Origin of the sequence: Clostridium sp. UBA3061 (genome assembly GCF_002367465.1) — a bacterium.
Lineage (GTDB): Bacteria > Bacillota > Clostridia > Clostridiales > Clostridiaceae > Clostridium_J > Clostridium_J sulfidigenes.
Map to the genome: position 1 here is coordinate 583,592 of NZ_DFCF01000002.1, position 24,288 is coordinate 607,879.

Annotated in this window: 23 protein-coding genes and 1 other RNA gene; 20 read left to right on the top strand and 4 right to left on the bottom strand. The window is 30.4% G+C overall.

Annotation, left to right across the window (positions count from 1 at the left end; translation table 11 throughout):
- The first annotated feature begins 187 nt into the window (after positions 1 to 187).
- The 8 genes from B2P65_RS02845 to ssrS all read left to right on the top strand — a co-directional run bounded on the left by B2P65_RS02845 (position 188) and on the right by ssrS (position 8,765).
- The gene (locus B2P65_RS02845) at positions 188 to 1,033 is read left to right on the top strand and encodes a DHH family phosphoesterase (RefSeq protein WP_035134475.1); all 846 of its coding nucleotides are present in this window, start codon (positions 188 to 190) and stop codon (positions 1,031 to 1,033) included.
- A gap of 123 nt (positions 1,034 to 1,156) precedes the next feature.
- Complete coding sequence (locus B2P65_RS02850) at positions 1,157 to 1,675, top strand: adenine phosphoribosyltransferase (protein WP_346877795.1); 519 nt, start codon at positions 1,157 to 1,159, stop codon at positions 1,673 to 1,675.
- A gap of 106 nt (positions 1,676 to 1,781) precedes the next feature.
- Entirely contained in the window at positions 1,782 to 3,953 is a 2,172-nt protein-coding gene (locus tag B2P65_RS02855; protein WP_346848657.1) for a bifunctional (p)ppGpp synthetase/guanosine-3',5'-bis(diphosphate) 3'-pyrophosphohydrolase, read from the top strand.
- A 15-nt stretch (positions 3,954 to 3,968) separates the two neighbouring features.
- The gene (gene dtd, locus B2P65_RS02860; RefSeq protein ID WP_346848658.1) at positions 3,969 to 4,418 is read left to right on the top strand and encodes a D-aminoacyl-tRNA deacylase; all 450 of its coding nucleotides are present in this window, start codon (positions 3,969 to 3,971) and stop codon (positions 4,416 to 4,418) included.
- A 36-nt stretch (positions 4,419 to 4,454) separates the two neighbouring features.
- Entirely contained in the window at positions 4,455 to 5,057 is a 603-nt protein-coding gene (locus B2P65_RS02865) for an MBL fold metallo-hydrolase (protein ID WP_346879549.1), read from the top strand.
- 60 nt (positions 5,058 to 5,117) lie between these two features.
- A complete protein-coding gene (locus B2P65_RS02870) occupies positions 5,118 to 6,566 on the top strand; it encodes a coproporphyrinogen III oxidase (protein ID WP_346878562.1) in 1,449 nt (482 codons plus the stop codon).
- A 93-nt stretch (positions 6,567 to 6,659) separates the two neighbouring features.
- The gene (aspS, locus tag B2P65_RS02875) at positions 6,660 to 8,444 is read left to right on the top strand and encodes an aspartate--tRNA ligase (protein ID WP_346879550.1); all 1,785 of its coding nucleotides are present in this window, start codon (positions 6,660 to 6,662) and stop codon (positions 8,442 to 8,444) included.
- Between the two features lie 141 nt (positions 8,445 to 8,585).
- Positions 8,586 to 8,765: non-coding RNA, 6S RNA (gene ssrS, locus B2P65_RS02880), on the top strand.
- Between the two features lie 237 nt (positions 8,766 to 9,002).
- Here ssrS and B2P65_RS02885 read toward each other — a convergent pair.
- Complete coding sequence (locus tag B2P65_RS02885) at positions 9,003 to 9,578, bottom strand: response regulator (protein WP_346848662.1); 576 nt, start codon at positions 9,576 to 9,578, stop codon at positions 9,003 to 9,005.
- Positions 9,579 to 9,586: 8 nt separating this feature from the next.
- Positions 9,587 to 11,416, bottom strand: a complete 1,830-nt coding sequence (locus tag B2P65_RS02890; protein ID WP_346848663.1) for a sensor histidine kinase — start codon at positions 11,414 to 11,416, stop codon at positions 9,587 to 9,589.
- Between the two features lie 196 nt (positions 11,417 to 11,612).
- Here B2P65_RS02890 and B2P65_RS02895 point away from each other — a divergent pair, with 196 nt between their 5' ends.
- The 6 genes from B2P65_RS02895 to B2P65_RS02920 all read left to right on the top strand — a co-directional run bounded on the left by B2P65_RS02895 (position 11,613) and on the right by B2P65_RS02920 (position 15,533).
- Entirely contained in the window at positions 11,613 to 11,993 is a 381-nt protein-coding gene (locus B2P65_RS02895) for a hypothetical protein (RefSeq protein ID WP_346879551.1), read from the top strand.
- Position 11,994: 1 nt separating this feature from the next.
- Entirely contained in the window at positions 11,995 to 12,360 is a 366-nt protein-coding gene (locus tag B2P65_RS02900; protein ID WP_346879552.1) for an NAD-binding protein, read from the top strand.
- A gap of 2 nt (positions 12,361 to 12,362) precedes the next feature.
- Complete coding sequence (locus B2P65_RS02905) at positions 12,363 to 12,770, top strand: NAD-binding protein (RefSeq protein ID WP_051824143.1); 408 nt, start codon at positions 12,363 to 12,365, stop codon at positions 12,768 to 12,770.
- Positions 12,755 to 13,444 carry a TrkA family potassium uptake protein gene (locus B2P65_RS02910; RefSeq protein ID WP_346848666.1) on the top strand — a complete coding sequence of 230 codons (690 nt, stop codon included), beginning with the start codon at positions 12,755 to 12,757 and terminating at the stop codon, positions 13,442 to 13,444. The genes B2P65_RS02905 and B2P65_RS02910 overlap by 16 nt, the downstream gene beginning before the upstream one ends.
- 77 nt (positions 13,445 to 13,521) lie before the next feature.
- The gene (locus tag B2P65_RS02915; RefSeq protein ID WP_346879553.1) at positions 13,522 to 15,048 is read left to right on the top strand and encodes a TrkH family potassium uptake protein; all 1,527 of its coding nucleotides are present in this window, start codon (positions 13,522 to 13,524) and stop codon (positions 15,046 to 15,048) included.
- Positions 15,027 to 15,533, top strand: coding sequence for a hypothetical protein (locus B2P65_RS02920; RefSeq protein WP_346879554.1), 507 nt, complete (start codon positions 15,027 to 15,029; stop codon positions 15,531 to 15,533). The genes B2P65_RS02915 and B2P65_RS02920 overlap by 22 nt, the downstream gene beginning before the upstream one ends.
- Positions 15,534 to 15,589: 56 nt before the next feature.
- Here B2P65_RS02920 and B2P65_RS02925 read toward each other — a convergent pair whose 3' ends face one another.
- Positions 15,590 to 16,051, bottom strand: a complete 462-nt coding sequence (locus tag B2P65_RS02925; protein ID WP_346848669.1) for a threonine/serine exporter family protein — start codon at positions 16,049 to 16,051, stop codon at positions 15,590 to 15,592.
- A 1-nt stretch (position 16,052) separates the two neighbouring features.
- Complete coding sequence (locus tag B2P65_RS02930; protein ID WP_035134500.1) at positions 16,053 to 16,820, bottom strand: threonine/serine exporter family protein; 768 nt, start codon at positions 16,818 to 16,820, stop codon at positions 16,053 to 16,055.
- 237 nt (positions 16,821 to 17,057) lie between these two features.
- Here B2P65_RS02930 and B2P65_RS02935 point away from each other — a divergent pair, with 237 nt between their 5' ends.
- The 6 genes from B2P65_RS02935 to oraE all read left to right on the top strand — a co-directional run bounded on the left by B2P65_RS02935 (position 17,058) and on the right by oraE (position 24,181).
- Positions 17,058 to 18,416, top strand: a complete 1,359-nt coding sequence (locus tag B2P65_RS02935; RefSeq protein ID WP_346848670.1) for a sigma-54 interaction domain-containing protein — start codon at positions 17,058 to 17,060, stop codon at positions 18,414 to 18,416.
- A gap of 332 nt (positions 18,417 to 18,748) precedes the next feature.
- On the top strand, positions 18,749 to 19,795 hold the full coding sequence (gene ord, locus B2P65_RS02940) for a 2,4-diaminopentanoate dehydrogenase (protein ID WP_346848671.1): 1,047 nt from the start codon (positions 18,749 to 18,751) through the stop codon (positions 19,793 to 19,795).
- 37 nt (positions 19,796 to 19,832) lie between these two features.
- Positions 19,833 to 20,129 carry a 2-amino-4-oxopentanoate thiolase subunit OrtA gene (gene ortA / locus B2P65_RS02945; protein ID WP_346848672.1) on the top strand — a complete coding sequence of 99 codons (297 nt, stop codon included), beginning with the start codon at positions 19,833 to 19,835 and terminating at the stop codon, positions 20,127 to 20,129.
- 24 nt (positions 20,130 to 20,153) lie between these two features.
- Positions 20,154 to 21,566, top strand: a complete 1,413-nt coding sequence (gene ortB / locus B2P65_RS02950; protein WP_346848673.1) for a 2-amino-4-oxopentanoate thiolase subunit OrtB — start codon at positions 20,154 to 20,156, stop codon at positions 21,564 to 21,566.
- A gap of 72 nt (positions 21,567 to 21,638) precedes the next feature.
- Positions 21,639 to 22,001: an ornithine aminomutase subunit alpha gene (locus B2P65_RS02955; protein WP_346848674.1), complete on the top strand. Its 363-nt coding sequence runs from the start codon at positions 21,639 to 21,641 to the stop codon at positions 21,999 to 22,001.
- The gene (oraE, locus tag B2P65_RS02960; protein WP_346877805.1) at positions 22,001 to 24,181 is read left to right on the top strand and encodes a D-ornithine 4,5-aminomutase subunit OraE; all 2,181 of its coding nucleotides are present in this window, start codon (positions 22,001 to 22,003) and stop codon (positions 24,179 to 24,181) included. Before B2P65_RS02955 ends, oraE begins: the two co-directional genes overlap by 1 nt.
- Positions 24,182 to 24,288 lie beyond the last annotated feature (107 nt).

The following is a 24,288-nucleotide window of genomic DNA, read 5'->3' on the forward strand; positions in this document are numbered from 1 at the left end:
TGTAAAATTGTCAGTTTTAAATTATAATATATTTGTTTTCTATAAATAGATTTCTTAAACTCCATAATATGTACAAGTAATATGGAGTTAGAAGTTTTTTGTTCAAGGAGAATGTGATCACTGAAATATATGATGAAATTATAAGGGATCAAAAAACTACTCATGGAACTAATTTGGAGGAGCGCATATGGAGTATAGTATGAATAGGAAAGATAATGATCCGTTTCTATTAGGAAATATGAAAATTGCATTAAACAGAATTGTGAAAGCTATCAATGAGAGAGAAAAGATAGTTATATATGGCTATCATGACTTTGATAGCGTATGTGCCATATCTCTTCTTATGTTAGTATTACGATATGTAAATAGTGATGTAGAGTATTATATACCCAGTGTATATAGAAATGATAGAAATTTAAATAAAGAAGATATAGAGAATAATTTATTATGTCTTGGAGCAAATTTAATTATAACAGTTGGTTGTGGAGTTAAATCTAAAGCAGAAATACAACTTTGTAAGGAAAACAACATAGATATAATTGTAACGGATTATCATAATCACATAGTAGAGGATAATAATTGTATAACAATAAATACCTATCAAACAAATTGTAATTATCCTTTTAAGGATTTTACAGCTTGTTCCCTTATATATAAATTCATAGAAGTTATAGCTTCTTATTATAAGATAAGTTGCACACAAAAGTATTTGGATTTAGTAATGATGGGTATAATTACAACAGAGATAGAAATAGAAGAAGAGAATAAATACTTTGTAGAAGAAGGGTGCAAGAAATTAAAACAAACTAATAACTATGGAGTTAGGGCGTTGATAAGAGAACATGAGCGGAATTATGGTGGTATAATGAAGTTTTATGATGAAGGTATTATAAAGCTCTTACCAAAGATGATTTCCAAGAATAAGCTAGATAATGCAAGAATAATTGTTGAACTTTTTACTACTAATGATAGTTATAGAGCAAAGCAAATATCAAAATACTTATATAAAGAGGTTATGATGAGTTTAGAATAGAATAATATATATAAGCATTTAAATATACATATTTTTTAAAGTATTGCATTAAATATCAAGGTTAATATATAATTTAATTATGGTAAAGATGTGTTTGGGTAAAGGCTTTAGGAGGAGTAGAAAATGAATTTAAAGGATAAAGTTAGAATAATAGAAGATTTTCCGAAAAAAGGTATAAGTTTTAAAGATGTAACTACTTTACTTCAAGATAGAGAGGCATTAAGAGAGTCAATAGATGTTATTGCCAATCATTTGAGGGATAAAAAAATTGATATAGTAATAGGACCAGAGGCTAGAGGGTTTTTATTTGGAGTACCAGTAGCTTATGTTTTAGGAGCTGGTTTTGTACCAGTTAGAAAACCTGGTAAATTACCCTATGAAACTATTAAAACTTCCTATGATTTAGAATATGGAAGTGATGCGTTAGAAATTCATAAGGATGCTATTAAAAAAGGTCAGAGAGTAGCAATTGTTGATGATTTACTTGCTACAGGAGGAACCGTAGCTGCTGTTGCAAAGCTTGTTGAGGAATCAGGTGGAGAAGTTGTAGCCATAGACTTTTTAATAGAGCTAACAGAACTTAAAGGTAGAGAAAAAATAGCACAATATGATATTATGTCTGTTATAGACTATCCATTTTAGAATTGAACATAAATTGCAATAATTTGGGTTATAGTATATAATAATTACTGAGTTTAAATAGGTGGCTGGTTCATTAACCAGCCTTTAATTTTAGGAGTGTATTACAATGATTGATAAATTGATAGAAAAAATTAATAGTAATTGTCACAATGTAGATATCAATTTTGTAAATAAGGCCTATGAATTTTCTGTAAATGCCCATAAAGAACAAAAAAGAGAGTCAGGAGAGCCTTATATTATTCATCCTTTAGAAGTAGCTTGTATTTTGGCTGAACTAGGACTTGATACCTCTACCATAGTGGCAGGTCTTTTACATGATGTAATTGAAGATACAGAATATACATATGAAGATGTTTGTAACATCTTTTCTATAGAAGTGGCAGATTTAGTAGAAGGGGTATCTAAGCTAGGTAAAATAAAATATAAGTCAAAAGAAGAACAACAAGCAGATAATGTTAGAAAAATGCTTCTTGCGATGGCTAAGGATATAAGAGTAATACTTATAAAATTGGCTGATAGATTACATAACTTGAGAACGTTAAAATACATGCCAGAGAATAAACAAAAGGAAAAGGCTAAGGAAACTCTAGATATATATGCGCCATTAGCTCATAGATTAGGTATATCAAAAATAAAGTGGGAGCTAGAGGATTTAGCATTAAGATACTTAAATCCAACAGAATATTATGACTTAGTAAAGCTGATTTCAGATAAGAGAAATGAAAGAGAAGAGCAAATAAGTCATATCATATCACAACTTAAATTAAATCTTAATATGGGTGGAATTACAGCAGAAATAGAAGGTAGACCAAAGCACTTCTATAGTATTTATAGAAAAATGATAAAAAGTAGTAAAACCATAGATCAAATATTTGATCTTACAGCAGTGAGGATATTAGTAGATGATATTGGAAATTGCTATGCTGCATTGGGAATAGTACATACTATGTATAAGCCTATACCAGGTAGATTTAAGGACTATATTGCTATGCCTAAACCTAATATGTATCAGTCACTTCATTCAACGGTAATAGGACCTTTCGGAAAACCCTTTGAAATACAAATTAGAACCTTTGAAATGCACAGAACTGCTGAATATGGTATTGCAGCTCACTGGAAATATAAAGAAAGTGTTCAAGATGAGGATAAATCTCTAGATTCAAAGCTATATTGGCTTAGAGAAATGCTAGAATGGCAAGGAGAGACTTCTGACGCTGAAGAATTTATGGAAGGCTTTAAGATAGATTTATTTTCAGATGAAGTATTTGTTTTTACTCCAAAGGGTGATGTTATAAATTTACCAAATGACTCTACACCTATAGACTTTGCCTATGCTATCCATACTGCAGTAGGTCATAAGTGTGTTGGAGGTAAGGTAAATGGGAAGATAGTACCTCTAGATTATAAGCTCAGAACAGGGGAAATTGTAGAGGTAATTACAGCTACTAATTCAAAAGGACCTAGCATAGATTGGCTTAATATAGTTAAGAGTAATCAAGCAAGGAGTAAAATTAAACTTTGGTTTAAAAAGGCAAATAGAGAAGAGACCATAGCAAAGGGAAAAGAATTAGTAGATAAAGAGTGTAAGAAGCAAAATTGTATATTTTCTCAAGTAATTAATGAGGACATTATTGAGAAAATTATTAGAAGATATAACCTAAAGAACATGGATGATTTATACCATGGTGTAGGCATTGGAGACATAAACCCTAATAATATGATAAGCAAGCTAAAGGATGCTTATGATAAAGAGAACTCTAAGCAGTTAAAACTTGAGGAATTAAGGCTAATTCATGAGGAAAAAAGTAAAAAACAAAAGAATAATACTTATTCTGGAGTTACAGTTAAGGATATGTCTAATATTCAAGTAAGATTTGCAAAATGTTGTAGTCCTGTATATGGAGATGATATTATTGGATATATTACAAGAGGCAAGGGTGTATCTATTCATAGAAGTGACTGTAAGAATGTAATTAACTTACAGGAAAAAGAAAGTCACAAAATAGTTGAAGTGGCTTGGGGAAAAGAAAATAAAGATAAATATATTGCTGACATAGAAGTAATAGCTGAGGATAGATTAGGTCTTCTTACAGATATTATAGAGATACTAGGGCTTGTAAAAGCTAATATTTTATCAATAAGTGCTGTAACAAATAAAAAAAATATAGCAGTTGTAAGCCTAAAAATAAATATTTCTAGTATAGAGCATTTAAAGGATATTCAAACTAAACTTAAGAAAATCAAGGATGTTAAGGATGTCTATAGAAAGAAACAGTAAAAAGGAGTGCTTAATATGAGAGCTGTAGTACAAAGAGTTAAATCTTCAAAGGTTGAAGTAGATAATAAAGTTATTAGTGAAATAGGAAAAGGAATTAACTTACTTGTGGGAATAAGTAAGGAAGATACTAAAGAAGATATAGATTATATAGTAAGAAAAGTTCTTGGAATGAGAATTTTTGAAGATGAAGATGAGAGAATGAACTTTTCACTTCAAGATATAGAGGGGGAGCTATTAATAATATCTCAATTTACTCTATATGGTGATTGTAGAAAGGGAAAGAGACCTGATTTTATGAAGGCACAAGGTGGAGATGTTGCTAGAGAATTATATAATGAGCTAGTTGAAGCCTTTAAAAAAGAAATACCTAATCTTCAAACAGGGGAATTCGGAGCTGATATGAAGGTTGAAATTATAAATGATGGACCAGTAACACTTTTATTAGAGAGTAAGAAGGATTTTTAAAATTTTAAGAAATATATGGCATTTTGAGGTGATACTATGATTATAAAAAGAATGATGGCAGGAGTTTATGCTGCCAACTGTTATATATTATTTGATGAAGAAACAAAGGAGGCTGTAGTTTTAGACCCGGGTGGAGATATAGATGATGTATGTAAAGCTCTTAATCAACTAGAAGCTAAGGCTAAATATATCATATTAACCCATGGTCACTTTGATCATACTACAGGGGTAGATGGATTAAAGGCTGAAACAGGAGCAACTGTAGCTATGGCTAAAGAAGATAATGATATGATTTTAAATAATATAATGTATTATGGACCACTTATTGAAGGTGGAGCAGACCTTTTATTAAAACATGGTGATATATTAAAGTTTGGTAATTATAAAATAGAAGTTTTAGCAACACCAGGACATACACCAGGAGGAATAAGTCTTTTAGTAGATGGAAATGTGTTTACTGGAGATACTCTATTCAAGGGATCTGTTGGCAGAAGTGATTTAGCTGGTGGAGACCACAATGAGCTTATAACAAGTATAAAAAATAATTTAATGCCTCTTAGTGATAGTGTGGCAGTTCACCCAGGTCATGGACCAAGTAGTACCATAGGCCAAGAAAGAATGGAAAACCCATTTCTATAGGTAAAATTAAACTGTATATTGGGTTATAAGAAGGTAATTTGAAATAAGGATTTGATAAATATGATAAAGGATATGAAGTCTATAAAAGTAAAGCTAAGCAATATGAATTTTAGATATGATGTCTTTCTTATGATAAATCTATTTTATAGTTTTATTAATATAGAATTTGTAAATGAGGAATTTGACTTATCTATAGATATAGATGAAGAAACGGGAAGTATTATAATTGGAGGAACAGAAGGATTCTTTAATTATGAAATTAATAGAAATTATAAGCTTTCTGAGGAAGTTAAAAAGTCCTTATTCATATATCTTAGAAATATTACTGGCAAAGTTCTTCCATGGGGAACTTTAGTTGGGATAAGGCCTTCTAAAAAAGCACTAGATCTTTTAGAAAAAGGATATAGTGAAGAGGAGGTAATAAAAGAATTTAAGGATAGACATGAAACTAGCAAGGAGAAGACAAAACTTTGTATTGATGTAGCTAAGTACGAAAAAAGTGTAGTTAACAAAGATAAAGATACTATAAGTATATATGTGGGTATGCCCTTTTGTCCAACTAGATGTGTTTATTGTTCTTTTACCTCAAATCCTATAGGGGGAAAGTCAGCTTTAGTTAAAGACTATCTTAATGCTATTACCAAGGAAATAAAAGCTATAAGTAAATATGTATCTGAAAAGAATTTAACTATTGAAAGTGTCTATTTTGGAGGAGGTACTCCTACTTCTGTAAATGATGAAGAGTTTGAAGATATAATGAATAAGATATATAAGTGCTTTGTTGAAGGTAAGGGTGTTAAAGAATTTACTGTAGAATGTGGAAGAGTAGATAGTATAACAGAAAGAAAACTTCAATCTATGAAAAAATATAAGGTTCATAGGATTAGTATAAATCCTCAAAGTATGAATGATGATACTTTAAAAAACATTGGTAGAAATCATAGTAGTAAGGATGTAGAAAACTGCTTTAATCTAGCACGAAGTCTAGGCTTTGATAATATAAATATGGATATGATAGTTGGTCTCCCAGGAGAAGAGCTAAGTCATATAAATAGAAGTTGTGAAGAAATACTTAAACTAAATCCAGATAGCATAACTATACATGGTATGTCTATTAAAAGAGGCTCTAGACTACATGAAAATCTAGTTAATAAGGGAAAGTTTACTATTCCTAATCAACATGAGTTAAATGCTATGTATGAAGCTACAAAAAATCTTTCTTTAGATTTAAATATGAAACCGTATTATATGTATAGACAAAAAAATATGGTAGGTAACATGGAGAATGTAGGCTATTGTAGAGATGAAAAAATATGTATATATAATATTCAGATGATAGAGGAAAAGCAAACTATTATTGCTCTTGGAGCAGATGGAGTTTCAAAGGTTGTTTTCCTAGATGAGAATCGAATAGAGAGATTTGCAAATGTTAAGGATGTAAAAGAGTATAATAGTAGAATAGACGAGATGATAGCTAGAAAGATAGAATTACTCAATACTCTATATTAAAACAATTATGTACATAGGTTTTAAAGAAATATTCATTTGGGTAATGATATTATAATATATTTTAGACTTAATAAGTAAATAGGAGGAATTTAAATGGGAGAATCACTTAATGGACTTAAAAGAACCATTATGTGTGGTGAAGTAAGAGAATCAAATATCTCTGAAAAAATCACTGTTATGGGTTGGGTCCAAAGAAAAAGAAATTTAGGAAGTTTAGTTTTTGTAGATTTAAGAGACAGAACTGGATTGTTACAAGTTGTATTTGGTGAAGAAATAAATAAAGAAGCCTTTGAAAAAGCTGATTTAGTTAAATCTGAGTACTGCATAGCTGTTACTGGAGAGGTTATAAAAAGAGAATCTCCTAATAAAAATTTACCAACAGGAATGGTAGAGCTTAAAGGAGAGAATATTAAAATACTTTCAGAATCAGAAACTCCACCTATATATATTAAAGAAAACTTAGATGCTGGTGAAAACATAAGACTAAAATATAGATATTTAGATCTTAGAAGACCAGATATGCAAAAAATATTAATGATTAGACATAAAGCTGGAAAAGTAGTAAGAGATTATCTAGATGAAAATGGATTCTTAGAAATGGAAACACCAATGCTTACTAAGAGCACTCCAGAAGGAGCTAGAGATTACTTAGTGCCTAGTAGAAATTACCCAGGAATGTTTTATGCATTACCTCAATCTCCACAAATATTTAAACAATTATTAATGGTTTCTGGATATGACAAGTATTTTCAAATTGTTAAATGTTTTAGAGATGAAGACTTAAGAGCTAATAGACAACCAGAATTTACGCAAATAGATTTAGAGATGAGCTTTGTTGAAATGGAGGATATCATAGCCCTAAATGAAGGTCTTTTAAAAAGAGTATTTAAAGAAGTTATAGATGTAGATGTACAACTTCCAATAAAGAGAATGCCTTATGCAGAAGCTATGAATAAATATGGTAGTGACAAGCCAGATTTAAGATTTGGTATGGAGATACAAAATATTACTGAAGCAGTAAGAGGTACAGATTTTGCTGTGTTTAAAGGAGCCATTGAAAATGGTGGTTCAGTAAGAGCTATTGTAGCTAAAAACTGTGCAGACATGGGTAGAAAGAAAATTGATAAACTAGGTGAGTTTGTTAAAACTTATAAAGCAAAAGGTCTTGCTTGGATAGCTTATAAAGAAGGAGAAATAAAATCTCCAATAGCTAAATTCTTCTCAGAAGAAGATATGGCTAAATTGCTAAGTGCTGCTGGAGCAGAAGTAGGAGATTTAGTTTTAATAGTTGCAGATGTTGATAGTGTAGTACTTCAATCTCTTGGAGCTTTAAGATTAGAACTTGCTAAGGAACTTGGAATCTTAGAAGGAAACAAAGACTTTAACTTTGTATGGATTACTGAATTCCCAATGTTTGAATATGACGAAGAAGAGAAGCGATTCGTAGCTCTTCACCATCCATTCACAGCACCTATGGATGAAGATTTACAACTTCTAGAAACAGATCCAGGAAGAGCTCGTGCTAAGGCTTATGATATAGTATTAAATGGAGAAGAACTTGGTGGAGGAAGTATAAGAATTCATGATACAAACCTTCAACAAAGAATATTTAATCTTCTAGGCTTTACTGATGAAAGTGCGTGGGAAAGATTTGGATTCTTATTAGAGGCATTCAAATATGGACCACCACCACATGGCGGACTTGCATATGGTTTAGATAGAATGGTAATGTTCCTTGCAGGAACTGATAACATAAAAGACGTTATTACCTTCCCTAAAAATCAAAATGCTTATTGTCCAATGAGTGAAGCACCTAATGTAGTTGATAAAAAGCAATTAATTGACTTAGGAATAGAAGTTAGTAAAGTAGAAAAATAATTTAATAGAAGATTTTATTATTATAGAGAATAATAATAAGTTATATGGACATAATAACTTCATAAAACTATTGATACTTAGTGATTAATATTTATTTTACAATTGCAATTTAATTACAATTGCTATATAATAATACTAAAGAATATTCTGCTGTGTGCGTGGAAATGGTTTATGTTGAGCCAACATTTAAACGTTGTGGCTGATGTTCTCATTATGGAGTGTTGACTGACTATTTTATAGTCGGTACCAGAAGTAGTGAGGCGATTCCACCCCTGGTAGACAGGGTTCAAATACATCATTAATACGGCACGGTGGGTATCAATAGTTTTAATATTAAAGAGTAAATACTTTGTATTTACTCTTTTTTTTACATCCATGGATATTATTAAAAAAGTTAAGAAGAAAGTGAAACACTAGAGGGAATATAAATAATAGAATAGGTAAAAAATTATAAGTCTATTGAATAAAAGAGTATACATATAAATTAAACTAACTACATAATTATAGCGAATTTGCACAATAGTTATTAAATAAGTAGGTATTGTAATTTTATAGCAACTACTTCTTAAAGGTGGTATAGCAATTTAAAAATTTATCTCTATTAGCGTTATCACCTAGACCTTCATAACATTCTGAAAGAAGTTTATATATATTAGAATTAGTTGCATCTATAGATAATGCTTTATTTAATAGAAGTATTGAATCGTCATATTTTTTTAGATACATTAACTTTGATACTCCCTTTATTATATTTTCAAGAATTTTTGTGTCTTCAGTAAGATTATTTAATCTATAGATTAGTGAATTAATTTTGTCTGTAGTAAATGGCTTAAGTAAATATTCAACAGCTCCCAATTTAGTACAATCAACAGCATTTTTAACTGTTGGGAAAGCTGTCATAATTATTACCGTAGAAAATATTCCATCTTCCCGAATTCTTTTCAATACTTCAGTGCCACTTAATGTTGGCATTTTAATATCTAAAAAGATTAAATCAAAGGGTTCTCTAGATAATATTTCTAATGCTTCTAATCCATTTAGAGCTTCAGTGACAATGTATTCATTTAGTTCTAATGATGTTTTTAATAATTTTCTTATATTTTTAGTATCATCAACTACAAGTGCTTTTTTCATAGTACCTCCTAATTATATGGAATAATAATTGTAAATGTTGCCCCTTCACCTAAATCACTTTCACATGTTATTTCACCATTGTGAGCAGCTATTATGTCTTTACATATCCAGAGACCAAGACCAGAATTATTTTTAATGTCTTTATTAGTTAATTGAGTATATTTATCAAATATTTTTGTAGTATTATCCTTTAAAATTCCAACACCAGTATCAGTTACAGTTATATTTAATTTATTATCTTTTAAGAACCCTCGTATAGAAATTAAATCGCCATCCTTGCAGTGTCTAATGGCATTTATTATTAAATTATTAAGTACCCATACTAATTTTTCACCGTCACAGGATAACGGTTTTACATTTATATCTACATTGTATTCAAGAATAATTCCACTATAATTTGCGATACCTTTGTTACTAGAGACTGAGGCTTTTATCAAATCCTCAATGGAATTATACTCTTTATTATAAATCTCAGTTGAAGATTCCAGTTTCGATAATAAAAGCATATTTGAAACAAGTAAGTTTAATCTTTCGCCATCTTCCTTAATAGTGGTTAATATTTTTCTTTGTTCGTAACTTAAATCTCCTAATTTACTACTTTCTAGTAGACCTGTACCAATCATAATTGAAGTTAATGGAGTTTTAAATTCGTGTGAAATTGTTGCAAAGAAATCCTTACTAGTTTGCTCTATTTCTTTTAAGTGTGTTACATCCTTTAATAAAATTACATAGCCAACTTGAAGATCTTCCTCTTTAATTTCTTTAATTGATATATTGTAATAGAGTATATCTCCATTTTTGTTTTTTAGAGTGATAATATTCAAAAAATCCCATTGACAGTTATTTAATGTTATATCATAGATAACTGAAAAAAAACTTCTATCATTAACCAAATGAGTTAAATATCGTCCTTCTGGTTTTTCATCGCTAATATCAAAGGCATCAATAAAATTTTCGTTAACCATGGTAACTTTATAATCTTTATCAATAACTACCATTGGAGAATCTATGCTTCTTAATATGGAGTTTGAATTATTTCTTTCTTTTAATATTTGACCTAGTGTGCTTTTTTCAAAACTTTCAATTCTTTTTGCCATTAAGTTAAATTGATTTGCTAATTCTCCTAGTTCATCTTTTGTTGTTATTTCCAATTCTTTATATGCAGAGTTAGTTTTTATATCTTTAATAGCATCAATGATATTATTTAATGGGTATAATATCTTTTTAAGAAGATGTCTTGATAAGAAAAATGAAATTAATATTGAAGCTAAAGTAAAAAGTATTGTTGCATTTATTATAATTTTAGTTTTATTTTCAACTCTAGTTTTTGAATTAATCATCATAGTTTCATTTAGACTACTTATATTATCTAGAGTCTTTACAATTGTATCATAATTAATTTTAATTTCATTGAAGAAAAAATTATACCCTGATACTTTACCATTATTTTGAATGATTTCAGATAAGGTAAAAAAATTCTGGCTATATTCAAGATAGTAAGTATCAAGACTATTTACATATTCCATTTCTCCATCTTCAGTTATATTATTTTTTTCAAAGTAAAAGTTATCTAAAAATAAAGAGTTATTTTTAGAATATTCAGCGAGGCCTTCTTTTTTATCGCCAGATATGTAAAGAAATAAGCTCTGTTGTTGATTATAAAGTGCATCTTTCATATTTTCAACAGATTGAATACTTTTATAATTGTTAGTTAAAAGTCCATCTATATCATTTGAAATTGTAATTAAATTTCTAACTGAAACTAATCCTAGCAATGACATTGCTAGGATTATAACAATATAAATAAGTGATAGTTTTCCATTTAAGGTTTTAACCATAGTTTTTCCTCCTTAAGTTAATTCTTATAGTAAAGCAAAGTAAAATATAGCAAAGCTAAGATTAATTAAGCTAATTTAAAAACTCCAATTTCTGAAGTATGGATAATTGTTAATAGTACTTTTAGCTTACTTTGATATTTATATCTAATAAGATTAGAATTAGTAGGTAGTAAAAATTACGTAGGAAGGTAGTATTATGTATAACTTAATTATAGGTTACAATAACTCAAGTATCAACTTAATTAAATCACTTATTTGTAAAGAAAAAATTGTATTTTTGATTGATGATAAATCACCAGAAGAAATTAAAATAAAGAATAAATTTCTTTATTATTATCAAGTCAATATAACTGATATGAAACAGATACTGGATAAGTCATCGAAAGCAATGTTATCACATGTTTTTATAATAACAGAAGATGATTATTTAAATTTAATGATTGAAGATAATTTGAAATTTTTAGATAATGTACAAGTTGTTTATAATTTTAGAGCATTAGAAAAGATATCTAACAACGGTAATAAAAATTTATATCTTGAAGATTTCTTTGAGCCATTAGGTAAGGAGGTAATTTAATTTGTTTGTTGTTGTTATAAGTGAAAGTAAATTTATTAATCGATATAAGGAAAGTTTAGAAGGTTTGAGCTTAGATTTCTCAAATGTAATTTCACCACAAGAACTTTCACCCGCGTCTTCCGATATCTTTAATAATTACTTATTAAAAAGAGCAGATGTGGTGGTGATTATCACACCTAAAGATCAGTTTAATTTCTATATTTCAAAGGTTTGTAAAACTTTTTATGAAACTAAAAAGGTTATTACATTAATTAACAATTCAAACAATAAAGGTGTTTTCGCTTCAATTGGAGTTTTTGATGTAATAGATTTTAATTGTTATGCTAAAGAAACTTTATATAAATTTTTAGAAAAAGGAGCAATTTAAATATGTATATTATTATTATTGGATGTGGCAAGATGGGAAGCAAATTAGCTGCAGATTTAGCTGAAACATCCCATGATATATGTGTAATAGATAGGGATGAGGAGAAAACGAATAAACTAGGTTCAGGGTTTAATGGAAGGATATTAAATGGGGTTGAAATTGATATTGACTTACTAGAAGAAGCAGGTATTGAGGAAGCTGATGTGCTACTTGCTTTGACTCAAAACGATAATATAAATATTGTTGCATGTGAAATAGCACAGAATATTTATAAGGTTCCAACTGTAATTGGAAGAGTATTTAATGATGATAGGGGCCACATTTATAATTCCTTAGGCATTAGAACAATTAATCCGATAAAACTAGCTGTTAGAAATATTAAGGAGGATATAAAATGCGAGCAGTTGTAATTGGTGGAGGTAAAGTTGGGTATTACTTAATAAAAAACCTCTTAAACATTGGGTGTTTAATAACTTTGATAGAAAAGAATTATGATATATGTAAGAAAATATCTAATGAACTAGATATTGAAGTAATATGTGGTGATGGTTCAAATTTAGAAGAATTATCAGAGGCTATAGAAGGAACAAATACTATTGTTGCAGCAGTTACAGGTAAAGATGAGGAAAATTTAATTATCTGCCAAATGAGCAAGCGTAATTTCTCTATTAAAAGTGCTATTGCAAGAATTAATAATCCTAAAAATAGACAGTTATTTAGTAAATTAGGTATAACATCTACTGTTTGTAGTACAGAAGTTATTTCAACTTTAATTGAAAATGAACTTGTAGAGGATAATTTTAAAATTGTAAAAACTTTAGATAGAGGAGAAATGGTAATAATTGAAGCTTATATAGATAAAAATTCCCACTGGAGAGATATGGAGATTAAAAGCTTAATTTTACCAAATGATAGTATAATAGTTTCTATTTTAAGAAACAACGAGATTATCTATCCTAGGGGACATACAAAGATCTTACTTGAGGACACTGTTGTATTGATAACAAATACCAGTGTATCTCATAAATTAAGAAAATCTATTTATGGAGATGGTAGTAATGGTAAGAAATTCGGATTATTTTAAGGGAATATTATTTGAAATCCTAGTTGTAGCTATGTATATAATAGTAATTTTTATTTTGAGTTTTTTAGGGTGATTAAATGAGTGAAAAATATTTAAAGGACTTTAAAGTCATAAATTATTATGTTGGAATAATTATATTGGGAACAATTTCATTAATGATTATACCTATCTTCGTAACTGTTTTTTATAAGGAGTGGAGTTCGCTTGTAGATTTTATTCTTGCTCTATTTATTGGATTATCTATAGCCTTTTCACTGATTTTTTCGGGAAAAGACGAAAAAGAAAATAACAAAATTGAATGGAAACACGGTCTTATAATTGCATCATATTCATGGCTGATTCTAATGCTTTTATGTGCCCTTCCCTATGTTTTTAGTGGACATGCAAAATCTTATATAGATGCTTGTTTCGATGTGATGAGTGGATTTACTACAACTGGAGTATTTCTTATGCAGGATCTAGATCATATGTCCCTTGGACTTAATATGTGGAGACATATACTAACATTTGTAGGTGGGCAGGGCATGGTTGTATTAGCTTTATCAATACTAATTAAAAATTTTTCTGGTGGATATAAGATGTATGTAGGTGAAGGAAAAGATATTGGGCTTTTACCTAATATTAAAGGAACTACCAAGGCCATTTGGAAAATTAGTATAATATATTTAGTAATTGGTACAGTGGCACTTACAATTAATGGTTTATTCATAGGGTTATCACCATCTAATTCATTTATGCATGGACTATTTATATTTGCGTCAAGTTGGAGTACAGGTGGATTTGCTCCAATGTCTCAAAATATATTGTATTATCATAGTTTTTCATATGAATTAATTACAATGGTATTGTTCATCATTGGTTCATTAAATTTTGGTCTTCATTTTGCAGTTATAAGGGGGAAGAGAAAGGAAATTTTCAAAAATGTTGAAACACAAAGCTTTTTTATAACTTCTTTTATTCTTGCAGGATTATTAGTTATGTTCTTATCAAAGACAGGAGTATACACAGATGCAGTTTCCCTATTTAGAAAGGGTGCTTATCAGCTCTTATCTGCACATACCACCACTGGATTTGGCAACCTTTATGCTAGGCAACTATTATTCGAATGGGGAGATTTTGCAATTTTTATTATGACAATTGCAATGCTTATTGGAGGAAGTGCATGTTCAACAGCCGGTGGATTTAAGGGACTAAGGATGGGGATTATCTTTAAGGGAATAATTGCAGATATAAAAAGAGTTCTTAGTTCTGATAGAAAGATTTTAACTACAAAAGTTCATCACATTAAGGATATAATTTTAGATAATGATTTAGTAAAATCATCAATGCTTATAATACTTTGTTATATTGCTATGTTTATTTTTGCAACGTTACTTGGAACATATTATGGCTACTCACTTGTAGAATCAGCTTTTGAGGCAGCTTCTATATCTGGAAATGTTGGATTATCTATAGGTGTAACTTCTATAACCATGCCTATACCACTAAAGATTTGTTATATCATTATTATGTATCTAGGGAGATTAGAGTTTATTTCAGTATTTGCATTAATAGGGTATTTTATAGGAGGAATTAAAAAGTTATGTGTAAGATACAAAAAATAATGTTAATTGTAATTATTACAGCGATTTTTTCTTCATTTCCAGTATTAGCTAGTGAGGCTATAACTTCTGTAAGTGAGCTTATTGATAACGGTTGGGAATATGACTCTAAAATTATAAATATTCAAGGTGAGGCTATTGGTGAACTTTTAGAAAGGGGCAAATATTCATTTGTTAATATAAATGATGGAACCTCTGCCATAGGTATTTATTTAAAAACTACAGATGGGGAAATGATTAAATCTTATGGAAATTATCATAAGATTGGAGATTCAGTAAGAATTACTGGGGTTTTCAATAGAGCCTGCAAAGAACATGGTGGTGATATGGATATTCACTGTGATTCAATACAAATAGTTTCAGATGGTTATGAAAGGACTCATGACATTAACAAACATAAGATAATTTTAACTATCGTACTGATGCCTTTTGTAATCTATGGAACAATGAAGACTTATGAAGTAATTAGAAAAAATAGTAAGAATTAAGTATGAGTAATAAAAGAGAAAAACCACATCAGTTTATATGTGTTTTTTCTCTTTTGTTATTCCTCAACATTTCCTAGTTTACGTTGATTTCTTCTGATTTTTAATTTTTGCATCAATCTACTCAAGGTAGATACTAAAATAATTCCAACAGCTATAACTCCTGCTAAAGAAAGAGTTTCGATTCCATTATTTAAGGAACCAAATACATTACCTTCAACTGCTTCAAAAACTGTATAATACATTCCACTTCCAGGAACTAAGGGAATAAGAGAGCAAACTAAAAATAATGTTACAGGATTTTTTAAAACTCTAGAGAAGATTTCAGCATAGATACTGATGCTTATAGATGCTATAAGCATAGCTAAGATGCTAGAGTCAGATAAGTTCATAGTAAGGCTATAAAAAAACCATCCAACGGCACCTCCAAGGGCTGCAAAGAACAAGTTTTTATCCCTTACATTAAAGAGAACTCCAAAACCTAAGGAAACAATAAATGCATATATAACTTGCAAAAACATTTTACATCCCTCCTATAATAGACATCCATATTTTGAAACTAAAAGCAGCTCCAATAGCAATGGCTCCAGCTATCATAATAGCTTCCAGAGTTCTTGAAAGGCCTGAAAGTAAATCTCCAGCTATGGTATCACGAATAGCGTTAGTTATAACTAAGCCTGGAACAAGTAACATAATTGAACCAATAATTATTTCATCTTTATGAAATATGGGATTTATGTAAGAGAAGAAAAGTCCAATTATAGCGGCTAACGCACCACCTGCCACATTAATGAAAAATTCATTAACGCTTAAACGAGATAACATAGAAGATAATAAATTAATTAAAATTCCTACACCAAAGGCTATAATGAAGTCACTAAAGCTACCACCAAAAAGTAAGGTAAATGTACCAGTAGTTACTCCAGCAAAAAAAGTTTTTATGCTGTTAGAATATTTGGGAAAGCTGCGTATATATTTCAATTCTTTTCTAAGTTCATCTAAAGTTAAAGGATGACTTTGTATTTGTCGAGATAAGTTATTAATTAAAGCTACTTTTTCTAAATCTGTGGCTCTAGAAGTAATTCTCTTAATTATGGTACTATTCCTACCGTTTTCATCCATAGTAGAGGTGATTATTGCTGTAGGAGATACAAAGCTTTCCGCATTATCTATGCCATAAGACTTACATATCATATTTATTGTTTGTTCAACTCTGTAGGTTTCACCACCATTTTCAAGCATTATTTTTCCGGCCTCTGCAGCCAAGTTTACTATATTATCAGTAATCATAATGGTACTCCTTTGTTATATTAACAATATCTTATTATTAGCATTCATCAAAGATATTATAGAACAAAAAACAAGATAATGTATAATTGTTAGAATAATAAATTTATTATATTACAATATTGTGTTAAATTTATTATATAGGCAAATATTATAAGGTTACAATAATCAAGGGCAACTTTCAATATGATATTGTTTTCAAGTTTAGGGTCAATTAAAGAGATAGCTAAGGGGGATTTTATGGATAATGTAAATATATTATTAGAAAGTCTAATTAGTAACTTAAAAGAAGGAATTCACATAGTTGATAGTAAAGGAAAGACCATCTATTATAATCATGCCATGGAAAACATAGAAGGCATGAAAAGTGAAGATGTAATGGGAAAGGAAATTCAAGAGTATCTTAGGGATATAGAACACTCAACTATATTAGGAAGTTTAAAAAGTGGACACACCTATAGAGATACTTTACAAAACTATAGTAATGGAGCAGGTAAGATAATAACCAGTGTAAACTCTACTATTCCAGTAATGGTAGACGGAAAAGTTGAAGCAGTAATTGAGATAGCTAGAGATATGACACAAATAAAGAAATTAAATGAAACTATATGTCAGTTAGAAAATAAAAGTAAATCAAAGAAAAATTATTATACCTTTAATGATATTATAGGAAGTAGTAAGGTATTAAATGAAGAAATTTTAAAAAGTAAAAGAGCTAGTATATCTAATTCTTCAGTACTCATATATGGAGAAACTGGATGCGGTAAGGAACTATTTGCACAAGGTATACATTATGAAGGAATAAGAAGAGACAAGCCCTTTATAGCTATTAACTGTGCAGCAATACCAAGTGCACTGTTAGAGGGAATGCTCTTTGGAACGGTTAAAGGTAGTTTTACAGGAGCAGAAAATAAAAAAGGGCTTTTCGAAGAAGCTCATAGAGGAACTATTCTACTTGATGAAATAAATTCTATGGATCCATATTTACAATCAAAATTATTAAGAGTGCTCCAAGATGGATATATAAGACCACTAGGAAGTAATAAGATTATTGATGTAGATGTAAGGATTATAGCAACAATAAATGAGGAAGCAGACAAACTTATAAGAGAAGGAAAGCTTAGAAAAGATTTTTATTATAGATTGAGTGTAATTAAAGTAATGATACCACCACTTAGAGAACGTAAAGAAGATATAAGCCAGTTATGTGATTTTTTTATAAACTATTATAATGGTATTCTATATAGAAATGTAAAAGGAATTAGTGAAGATGTTATGGAGGGATTTTTAAACTATAGTTGGCCTGGAAACGTAAGAGAACTTAAGAATAATATAGAAAGTGCTATGAACATGGTTGAAGATGGAGAAATATTAACAAAGGAGTGCTTTGGTAATAAGATTAATTCTGTAGTAGAAGTAACTTCAGAAGAGGGATTTAGAGGAGATATCCCTTTAAATGAATATATAGATAGTCTTGAAAAAAATATAATAGAAAAAAGCTACAAAAAGAACAATAAAAACATAACAAAAACTTCAGAGGAATTAAAAATATCAAGACAAAATCTTCAATACAAACTTAAGAAGTATAAATTACTTTAGTTAACTATTTTTTATGAGGATATAATATGAAAAATATAAAGAATATGTTAATAAAAAGAATTAATTAAATATTAAAAAGATTTACAAACATATATGCCTAAAATTCGGCAAAGCGTATGCAAATAATTTTGCATACGCTTTTTAAGTGGATAGAACCTAAGTAAATGTAGAAAAATTTTTTGCGGTAAATTTTTAAAAGTGATGAAATTATATACATTTAACCTATTTAAAGTTATGAAAGTATCTAAATAATGTATTTTCTTTGGCATGTGAATTGCTCTAGTAAAATATAGAATTTATAAAAATAATTTAATCACGAGGGGGATTTTACAATGGAAAATGTTAAGGTAGCAATTTGGGGCTTTGGAGCTATGGGAAGTGGAATGGCAAAAATGCTATTAACTAAAAAAGGTGTAGACATAATAGGGGTTTGTGATATGCATCCTGCTAGAGCCGGAAAAAGTATTTTTCAAGTTTTGGGAGTAGAAAGAGGAGATAGGGAAGATGTAATAATAAAAACTAACATAGATGAAGTGTTAACAGAAAAATGCTGTGATATTTGTTTATGTGCAACAGATTCTTTCACAAAAAATGCTTTTCCAAAGTTGAAATCTGTACTTGAAAAGAAAATAAATGTTATTTCTACAGCAGAAGAAATGTCTTATCCTCAAGCTAAAAATCCTGAACTAGCTGCAGAGTTAAATAGAATTGCAAAGGAAAATGGAGTTACAATTCTTGGAACAGGTATAAATCCAGGATTAATCATGGATTTACTTGTTGTATGTTTAACAGGTTGTATGACTGAAGTAACTCATGTTGAAGCGAAGAGAGTAAATAGTTTATCACCATTTGGACCAGCTGTTATGGAAGAACAAGGAGTTGGGATGAAGGTTGAAGATTTTAATGCAGGAGTTAAGGATGGAAGTTTAGCTGGACATGTTGGATTTATAGAATCTGTAAATATGATAGCTGATTCTATGGGCTGGAAAGTTGATAAATTTGAACAACAAATGGCTCCAATAGTAACTACTGTAGATAGAAAGTCACCTTATGGATTTGCAGCTGCTGGAGATGTTGCAGGTGTTAATATGACAGGTCAAGGATATGTTGATGGAGAGGTAAAAATAGATATGATTCATCCACAACAAATAGAACCTGAAATGGAAGGTACATTTACTGGAGATTATATCACAATAAAAGGTACACCAGAAGTTAATATGTCAATTAAGCCAGAGGTTGATGGAGGACTTGGAACAATTGCTATGTGCGTTAATATGATTCCACATGTAATTAATGCAAATCCAGGATTAAAAACTATGATAGATTTACCAGTACCAAGGGCTATAATGGGAGACTTTAGAAATTTCATAGATAGATAAACTTATTTAATTATAGAAATTTACTTCGGAGGTGAAGGTGTTGATTAAGAAGGACACATTTATTGAAATAGAAACAGTGGTATTACAATGTGAGGATAGATCACCAGCGATTCCAGACGATACAAAGGAAACTCCACTTAAAATGTGGGTTAGGGGTTTTGTAAATTCAGATTGTGAGCTGGGTGATGAAGTTGAAATCACTACAACTATTGGAAGAACTATGAGAGGTATAGCTAAGGTGGTAGAACCTTCATATTCTCATAATTTTGGTAGCTATGTAAGTGAAATAGCCTATATTGGAAAGCAAGCTAAGGAAATGATTTTCAATAAATAGTTATACAGAAAGTAGGTGATTGATATGAATAAGTATGAAGAGGTTATGAGCAGAAAAAATCAAATTATGATTAAGTCTGTAGGAATGGATTTTGATAAATATGAAAAGGGAAGTATAGCTTTTGATTATGAAGCAATGATGAGAGATATAGGATATTCCCTAAGTGATATTATGAAAATTCAACGAGAAGTGGGAGTTGGAAATACACCTCTCTTAGAATTAAGAAATATTACTGCCTTGGCAAGAAAGGTATCAAAGACTGGAAAAGCAGCTAGGATATTTGTTAAGGATGAAAGCTGTAATCCATCTGGAAGTTTTAAAGATAGAAGAGCATCTGTATCTGTGTATGATGCTAAGGAAAGAGGGTATAAGGGTGTAGCATCAGCTACTTCTGGAAACTATGGGGCAGCAGTAGCATCCCAAGCAGCTATGAAGGGATTAAAATGTACCATAGTTCAAGAATGTTATGACTCTAAAAAAGTAGGACAACCAGAGATTCTTGAGAAGGGCAGAAAATGTGAATGGTTAGGGGCTGAAGTTTTACAATTAACGGTAGGACCAGAATTATTCTACACCTATCTAGAGACTTTAGAAGAAACAGGTTTTTATAATGCATCTTTATATTCTGCTTATGGAATAGCTGGAGTTGAAACTTTAGGTTATGAGATAGCTACAGAATGTAGAGAACGATTTGGAAAGGATCCAGAAGCAGTAGTAATTACCCATGCAGGTGGTGGAAATGTTACTGGTACTGCAAGAGGACTTATAAAGGCAGGAGCAAATAATACAAAAGTTATTGGAGCTTCTGTAAATTTACAAGGTCTTCATATGGCAAGTGATAAAGCCTTTAATAGAAAATCCTTCACTACTGGACACACTGGATTTGGTATTCCATTCATGGTATGGCCAGATAGAAGTGACGTACCAAGAAGTGCAGCAAGACCTCTAAGATATTTAGATAGATATGTAACCTTGCCACAAGGGGAAGTTTTCTACATGACTGAGCTTTTAGCACAGCTTGAAGGACTTGAAAGAGGACCAGCTGGAAATACTTCTTTAGCAGCAGCCTTTGTCATAGCTCAAGAGATGGAGGATGATGCAATTTTAGTAGTTCAGGAGACCGAGTATACTGGTGCTGGAAAGCATATAGTTCCACAATTAACCTTTGCAAAGGAAAATGGAATTAAAGTGCTTAGAGGTAATCCAATGGATGAAGTTCCAGGAGAAAATATTATACTTCCAGAGGATCCATCTTATTTACAAATAGATAATAAAGAGCTAGACGATTATAGAAAATCATTAATTAAAAACACAGTAAAGCTTTTAAAAGAAAAAGAAATTGGACAGGTAGATTTAGATTTCTTATGTGAAGAAACAAAACTTAGAAAAGAAACAGTAATAGATATTCTTAAAGAATTTGGGGTTAATGTGAAATAGGGTTAATAAGTAAATAGGGTAAAGATAAATAATGTGTGAAATAATAAAAAAACCATTAGGGGGAGAGAAGTAGTGAAAAGAGAAGACGATTTTGAAATAAGAAGAAAACATTTAGAAAGTTTAAGTGATGAAGAATTATATGAAAGGTTTTGGAAATTGACAGAAGAAATAGTAAATCCTATGGTGGATTTAGCATATGGAAATACCTCATCCTCTATAGAAAGGTCAGTACTTCTTAGAATGGGCTTTTCAAGCATAGAATCTCAAGCTATAGTTCAAGAAGGCTTAAAAGCAGGACTTCTTGGAAAAGGTATGGGAAATGTAGTTTTAAAATATGCAAAATTAAAGAGTGTGCCATATTTAGAAGCTGGTAGAGAACTTGGAGAAGGAAAAGGCTGGAATGAAGTAACTAATTTGTTTGGGGGGGTTAAATAATGCTAGATATAAATAAGAAAATAGATGTAGCAGAAATACTTAAGGACTTAGATAAGTATGAACCTAAAAGAAGAGGTTGGCATTGGAGAGAAGAATATAATGAGCCAATGGGAGAGTTTGAATATAAGGAGATATCAAAACCCCTAAAAAATAGTAAAGCACTTCCATCAGCAACCAGCTTTGCTAATATAGACCCTCAACCAAAAGCTGTAATAACTTCGGAAATAGCTTCAGGAAGATTTGAAGATGATATTAGAAGAATGAGAATGGCAGCTTGGCATGGTGCAGATCATATAATGGTTATAAGAACATCAGGACAAAGTCACTATGATAGTTTAATTGAAGGAAGTCCAGAAGGAACAGGAGGAGTTCCAATAACTAGAAAAGAAGTTAGAGCTACAAGAAAAGCTCTTGATATGATAGAGGAAGAAGTAGGAAGACCAATAAATTTCCACTCCTATGTATCAGGGGTTGCAGGTCCAGATATTGCTGTAATGTTTGCAGAGGAAGGAATAAATGGAGCTCACCAGGATCCTCAATATAATGTACTTTACAGAAACATAAATATGGTTAGATCCTTCGTTGATGCAGCAGTAGCAAAACATATAATGGCATGGGCTGATATTTTACAAATAGATGGAGCACATAATGCAAACGCAACTGCAATGAAGGGTTATAAGGTAATGCCTGAACTTATGGTTCAACATGCTATAAATTCAAAATTCTCTGAGAAGGTTGGTATGAAACAAAGCAATATATCACTATCTACAGTACCACCAACAGCACCACCAGCTCCATGTTTAAGATATGATTTACCTTATGCTGTAGCACTTAGAGACTTATTTAAAAACTATAAAATGAGAGCACAGATGAACACAAAATACATGGCATCTTGTACTAGAGAAGCTACAGTAACCCATTCACTAAACTTGTTAATATCTGAACTTACTTCAGCAGATATTCAAAGTACAATCACTCCTGATGAAGGAAGAAATGTACCTTGGCATTATAATAATATCCATGCTGTAAATACAGCTAAGCAAGCTTTAATTGGTATGGATGGCTTAATGGATATGATAGAGCTTAAAAAGGATGGATATCTTCCAGAGAAGGTTAGAGAACTTAAGGAAAGAGCAGTATTATTCCTAGAGGAAATGATTGAAAATGGTGGATATTTCAAAGCTGTAGAAGATGGATTCTTTGTAGATTCAGGAGAATATCCAGAAAGAAATAGTGATGGTATTGCAAGAAAGATAGATGGAGGTATTGCTGTTGATACAGTAGTTCCAAGAGATAAAGAATACTTTGCTCCAGTATGTGCTCACTTTGGATATAATAATATTCCAGAAGAATATAACAAACCATGTGATGCAATAGATGAATGTACATTATGTAATCATAGCAAAATAGTTTATATAGATGAACTTGATGAAGAAGATAATGTTAATGTAAGAATGGCTAAAAATAGTAAAGAGGAAGGAACTATAATTCCAGAAGTAGAGTGGAAGAATGATGGCTATGTATCTACAACATTATTCCTAACTGAAGAGGAAAATATAGCAGAGGCTGCAGCCCTTGAAATAGGAAGAAGAATGAATTTAACTGACGTAGAAGTTATTCATAAACAGGTTATGCAAGATGCAGAAGGTACTTTAGTAGAAATCAAAGGTAGAGTAAGCTTTGCAATTAAAAAAGATGAACTTAAGATTCCAGAAAAGCAAGAGCTTTTACCAGATGATGTAATGAGAGATTACGTTAAGAATAATCCTATTAGAGTAGTAGCTGCTACTGTTGGAGAAGATGAACACTCTGTTGGACTAAGAGAAATTATAGATATTAAGCATGGTGGTATTGAAAGATATGGTATAGATGTAGTATATCTTGGAACTTCTTGTCCAGTAGAAAAATTAATAGATGCAGCTATTGAAACAAAGGCTCAAGCTATAATAATGAGTACTATTATCACTCACAATGATGTACACACTAAGAACATGCAAAAGATTCATGATCTATGCATAGAAAAAGGTGTAAGAGACAAATTCATAATAGCTTGTGGAGGAACTCAAGTAACTAATGAAATTGCTGTAGCTCATGGTATGGATGCAGGCTTTGGTAGAGGAACTCATGGAAATAATGTTGCCTCCTTTATCATTGAAACCTTAATGAAAAAAGAACAATAATAATTTGAAGATTTATTATTAGATAAACTAGATTAAATAATAAAAAATATATGATATTTATATAAAGTACTGGGGGTGTCTCAAATAATTAAACTAAGTTTACCTTA

Bases quoted from the DNA above. Each gene is read 5' to 3' on its own strand.
- ord (WP_346848671.1), top strand. From the start codon at position 18,749: ATGGAAAATGTTAAGGTAGCAATTTGGGGCTTTGGAGCTATGGGAAGT.
- B2P65_RS02845 (WP_035134475.1), top strand. From the start codon at position 188: ATGGAGTATAGTATGAATAGGAAAGATAATGATCCGTTTCTATTAGGA.
- B2P65_RS02920 (WP_346879554.1), top strand. From the start codon at position 15,027: ATGTGTAAGATACAAAAAATAATGTTAATTGTAATTATTACAGCGATT.
- dtd (WP_346848658.1), top strand. From the start codon at position 3,969: ATGAGAGCTGTAGTACAAAGAGTTAAATCTTCAAAGGTTGAAGTAGAT.
- B2P65_RS02850 (WP_346877795.1), top strand. From the start codon at position 1,157: ATGAATTTAAAGGATAAAGTTAGAATAATAGAAGATTTTCCGAAAAAA.
- B2P65_RS02885 (WP_346848662.1), bottom strand. From the start codon at position 9,578: ATGAAAAAAGCACTTGTAGTTGATGATACTAAAAATATAAGAAAATTA.
- B2P65_RS02925 (WP_346848669.1), bottom strand. From the start codon at position 16,051: ATGTTTTTGCAAGTTATATATGCATTTATTGTTTCCTTAGGTTTTGGA.
- B2P65_RS02855 (WP_346848657.1), top strand. From the start codon at position 1,782: ATGATTGATAAATTGATAGAAAAAATTAATAGTAATTGTCACAATGTA.
- B2P65_RS02935 (WP_346848670.1), top strand. From the start codon at position 17,058: ATGGATAATGTAAATATATTATTAGAAAGTCTAATTAGTAACTTAAAA.
- B2P65_RS02890 (WP_346848663.1), bottom strand. From the start codon at position 11,416: ATGGTTAAAACCTTAAATGGAAAACTATCACTTATTTATATTGTTATA.
- B2P65_RS02870 (WP_346878562.1), top strand. From the start codon at position 5,118: ATGATAAAGGATATGAAGTCTATAAAAGTAAAGCTAAGCAATATGAAT.
- aspS (WP_346879550.1), top strand. From the start codon at position 6,660: ATGGGAGAATCACTTAATGGACTTAAAAGAACCATTATGTGTGGTGAA.
- ortB (WP_346848673.1), top strand. From the start codon at position 20,154: ATGAATAAGTATGAAGAGGTTATGAGCAGAAAAAATCAAATTATGATT.
- B2P65_RS02910 (WP_346848666.1), top strand. From the start codon at position 12,755: ATGCGAGCAGTTGTAATTGGTGGAGGTAAAGTTGGGTATTACTTAATA.
- B2P65_RS02895 (WP_346879551.1), top strand. From the start codon at position 11,613: ATGTATAACTTAATTATAGGTTACAATAACTCAAGTATCAACTTAATT.
- B2P65_RS02865 (WP_346879549.1), top strand. From the start codon at position 4,455: ATGATTATAAAAAGAATGATGGCAGGAGTTTATGCTGCCAACTGTTAT.
- B2P65_RS02915 (WP_346879553.1), top strand. From the start codon at position 13,522: ATGAGTGAAAAATATTTAAAGGACTTTAAAGTCATAAATTATTATGTT.
- B2P65_RS02930 (WP_035134500.1), bottom strand. From the start codon at position 16,820: ATGATTACTGATAATATAGTAAACTTGGCTGCAGAGGCCGGAAAAATA.
- oraE (WP_346877805.1), top strand. From the start codon at position 22,001: ATGCTAGATATAAATAAGAAAATAGATGTAGCAGAAATACTTAAGGAC.
- B2P65_RS02905 (WP_051824143.1), top strand. From the start codon at position 12,363: ATGTATATTATTATTATTGGATGTGGCAAGATGGGAAGCAAATTAGCT.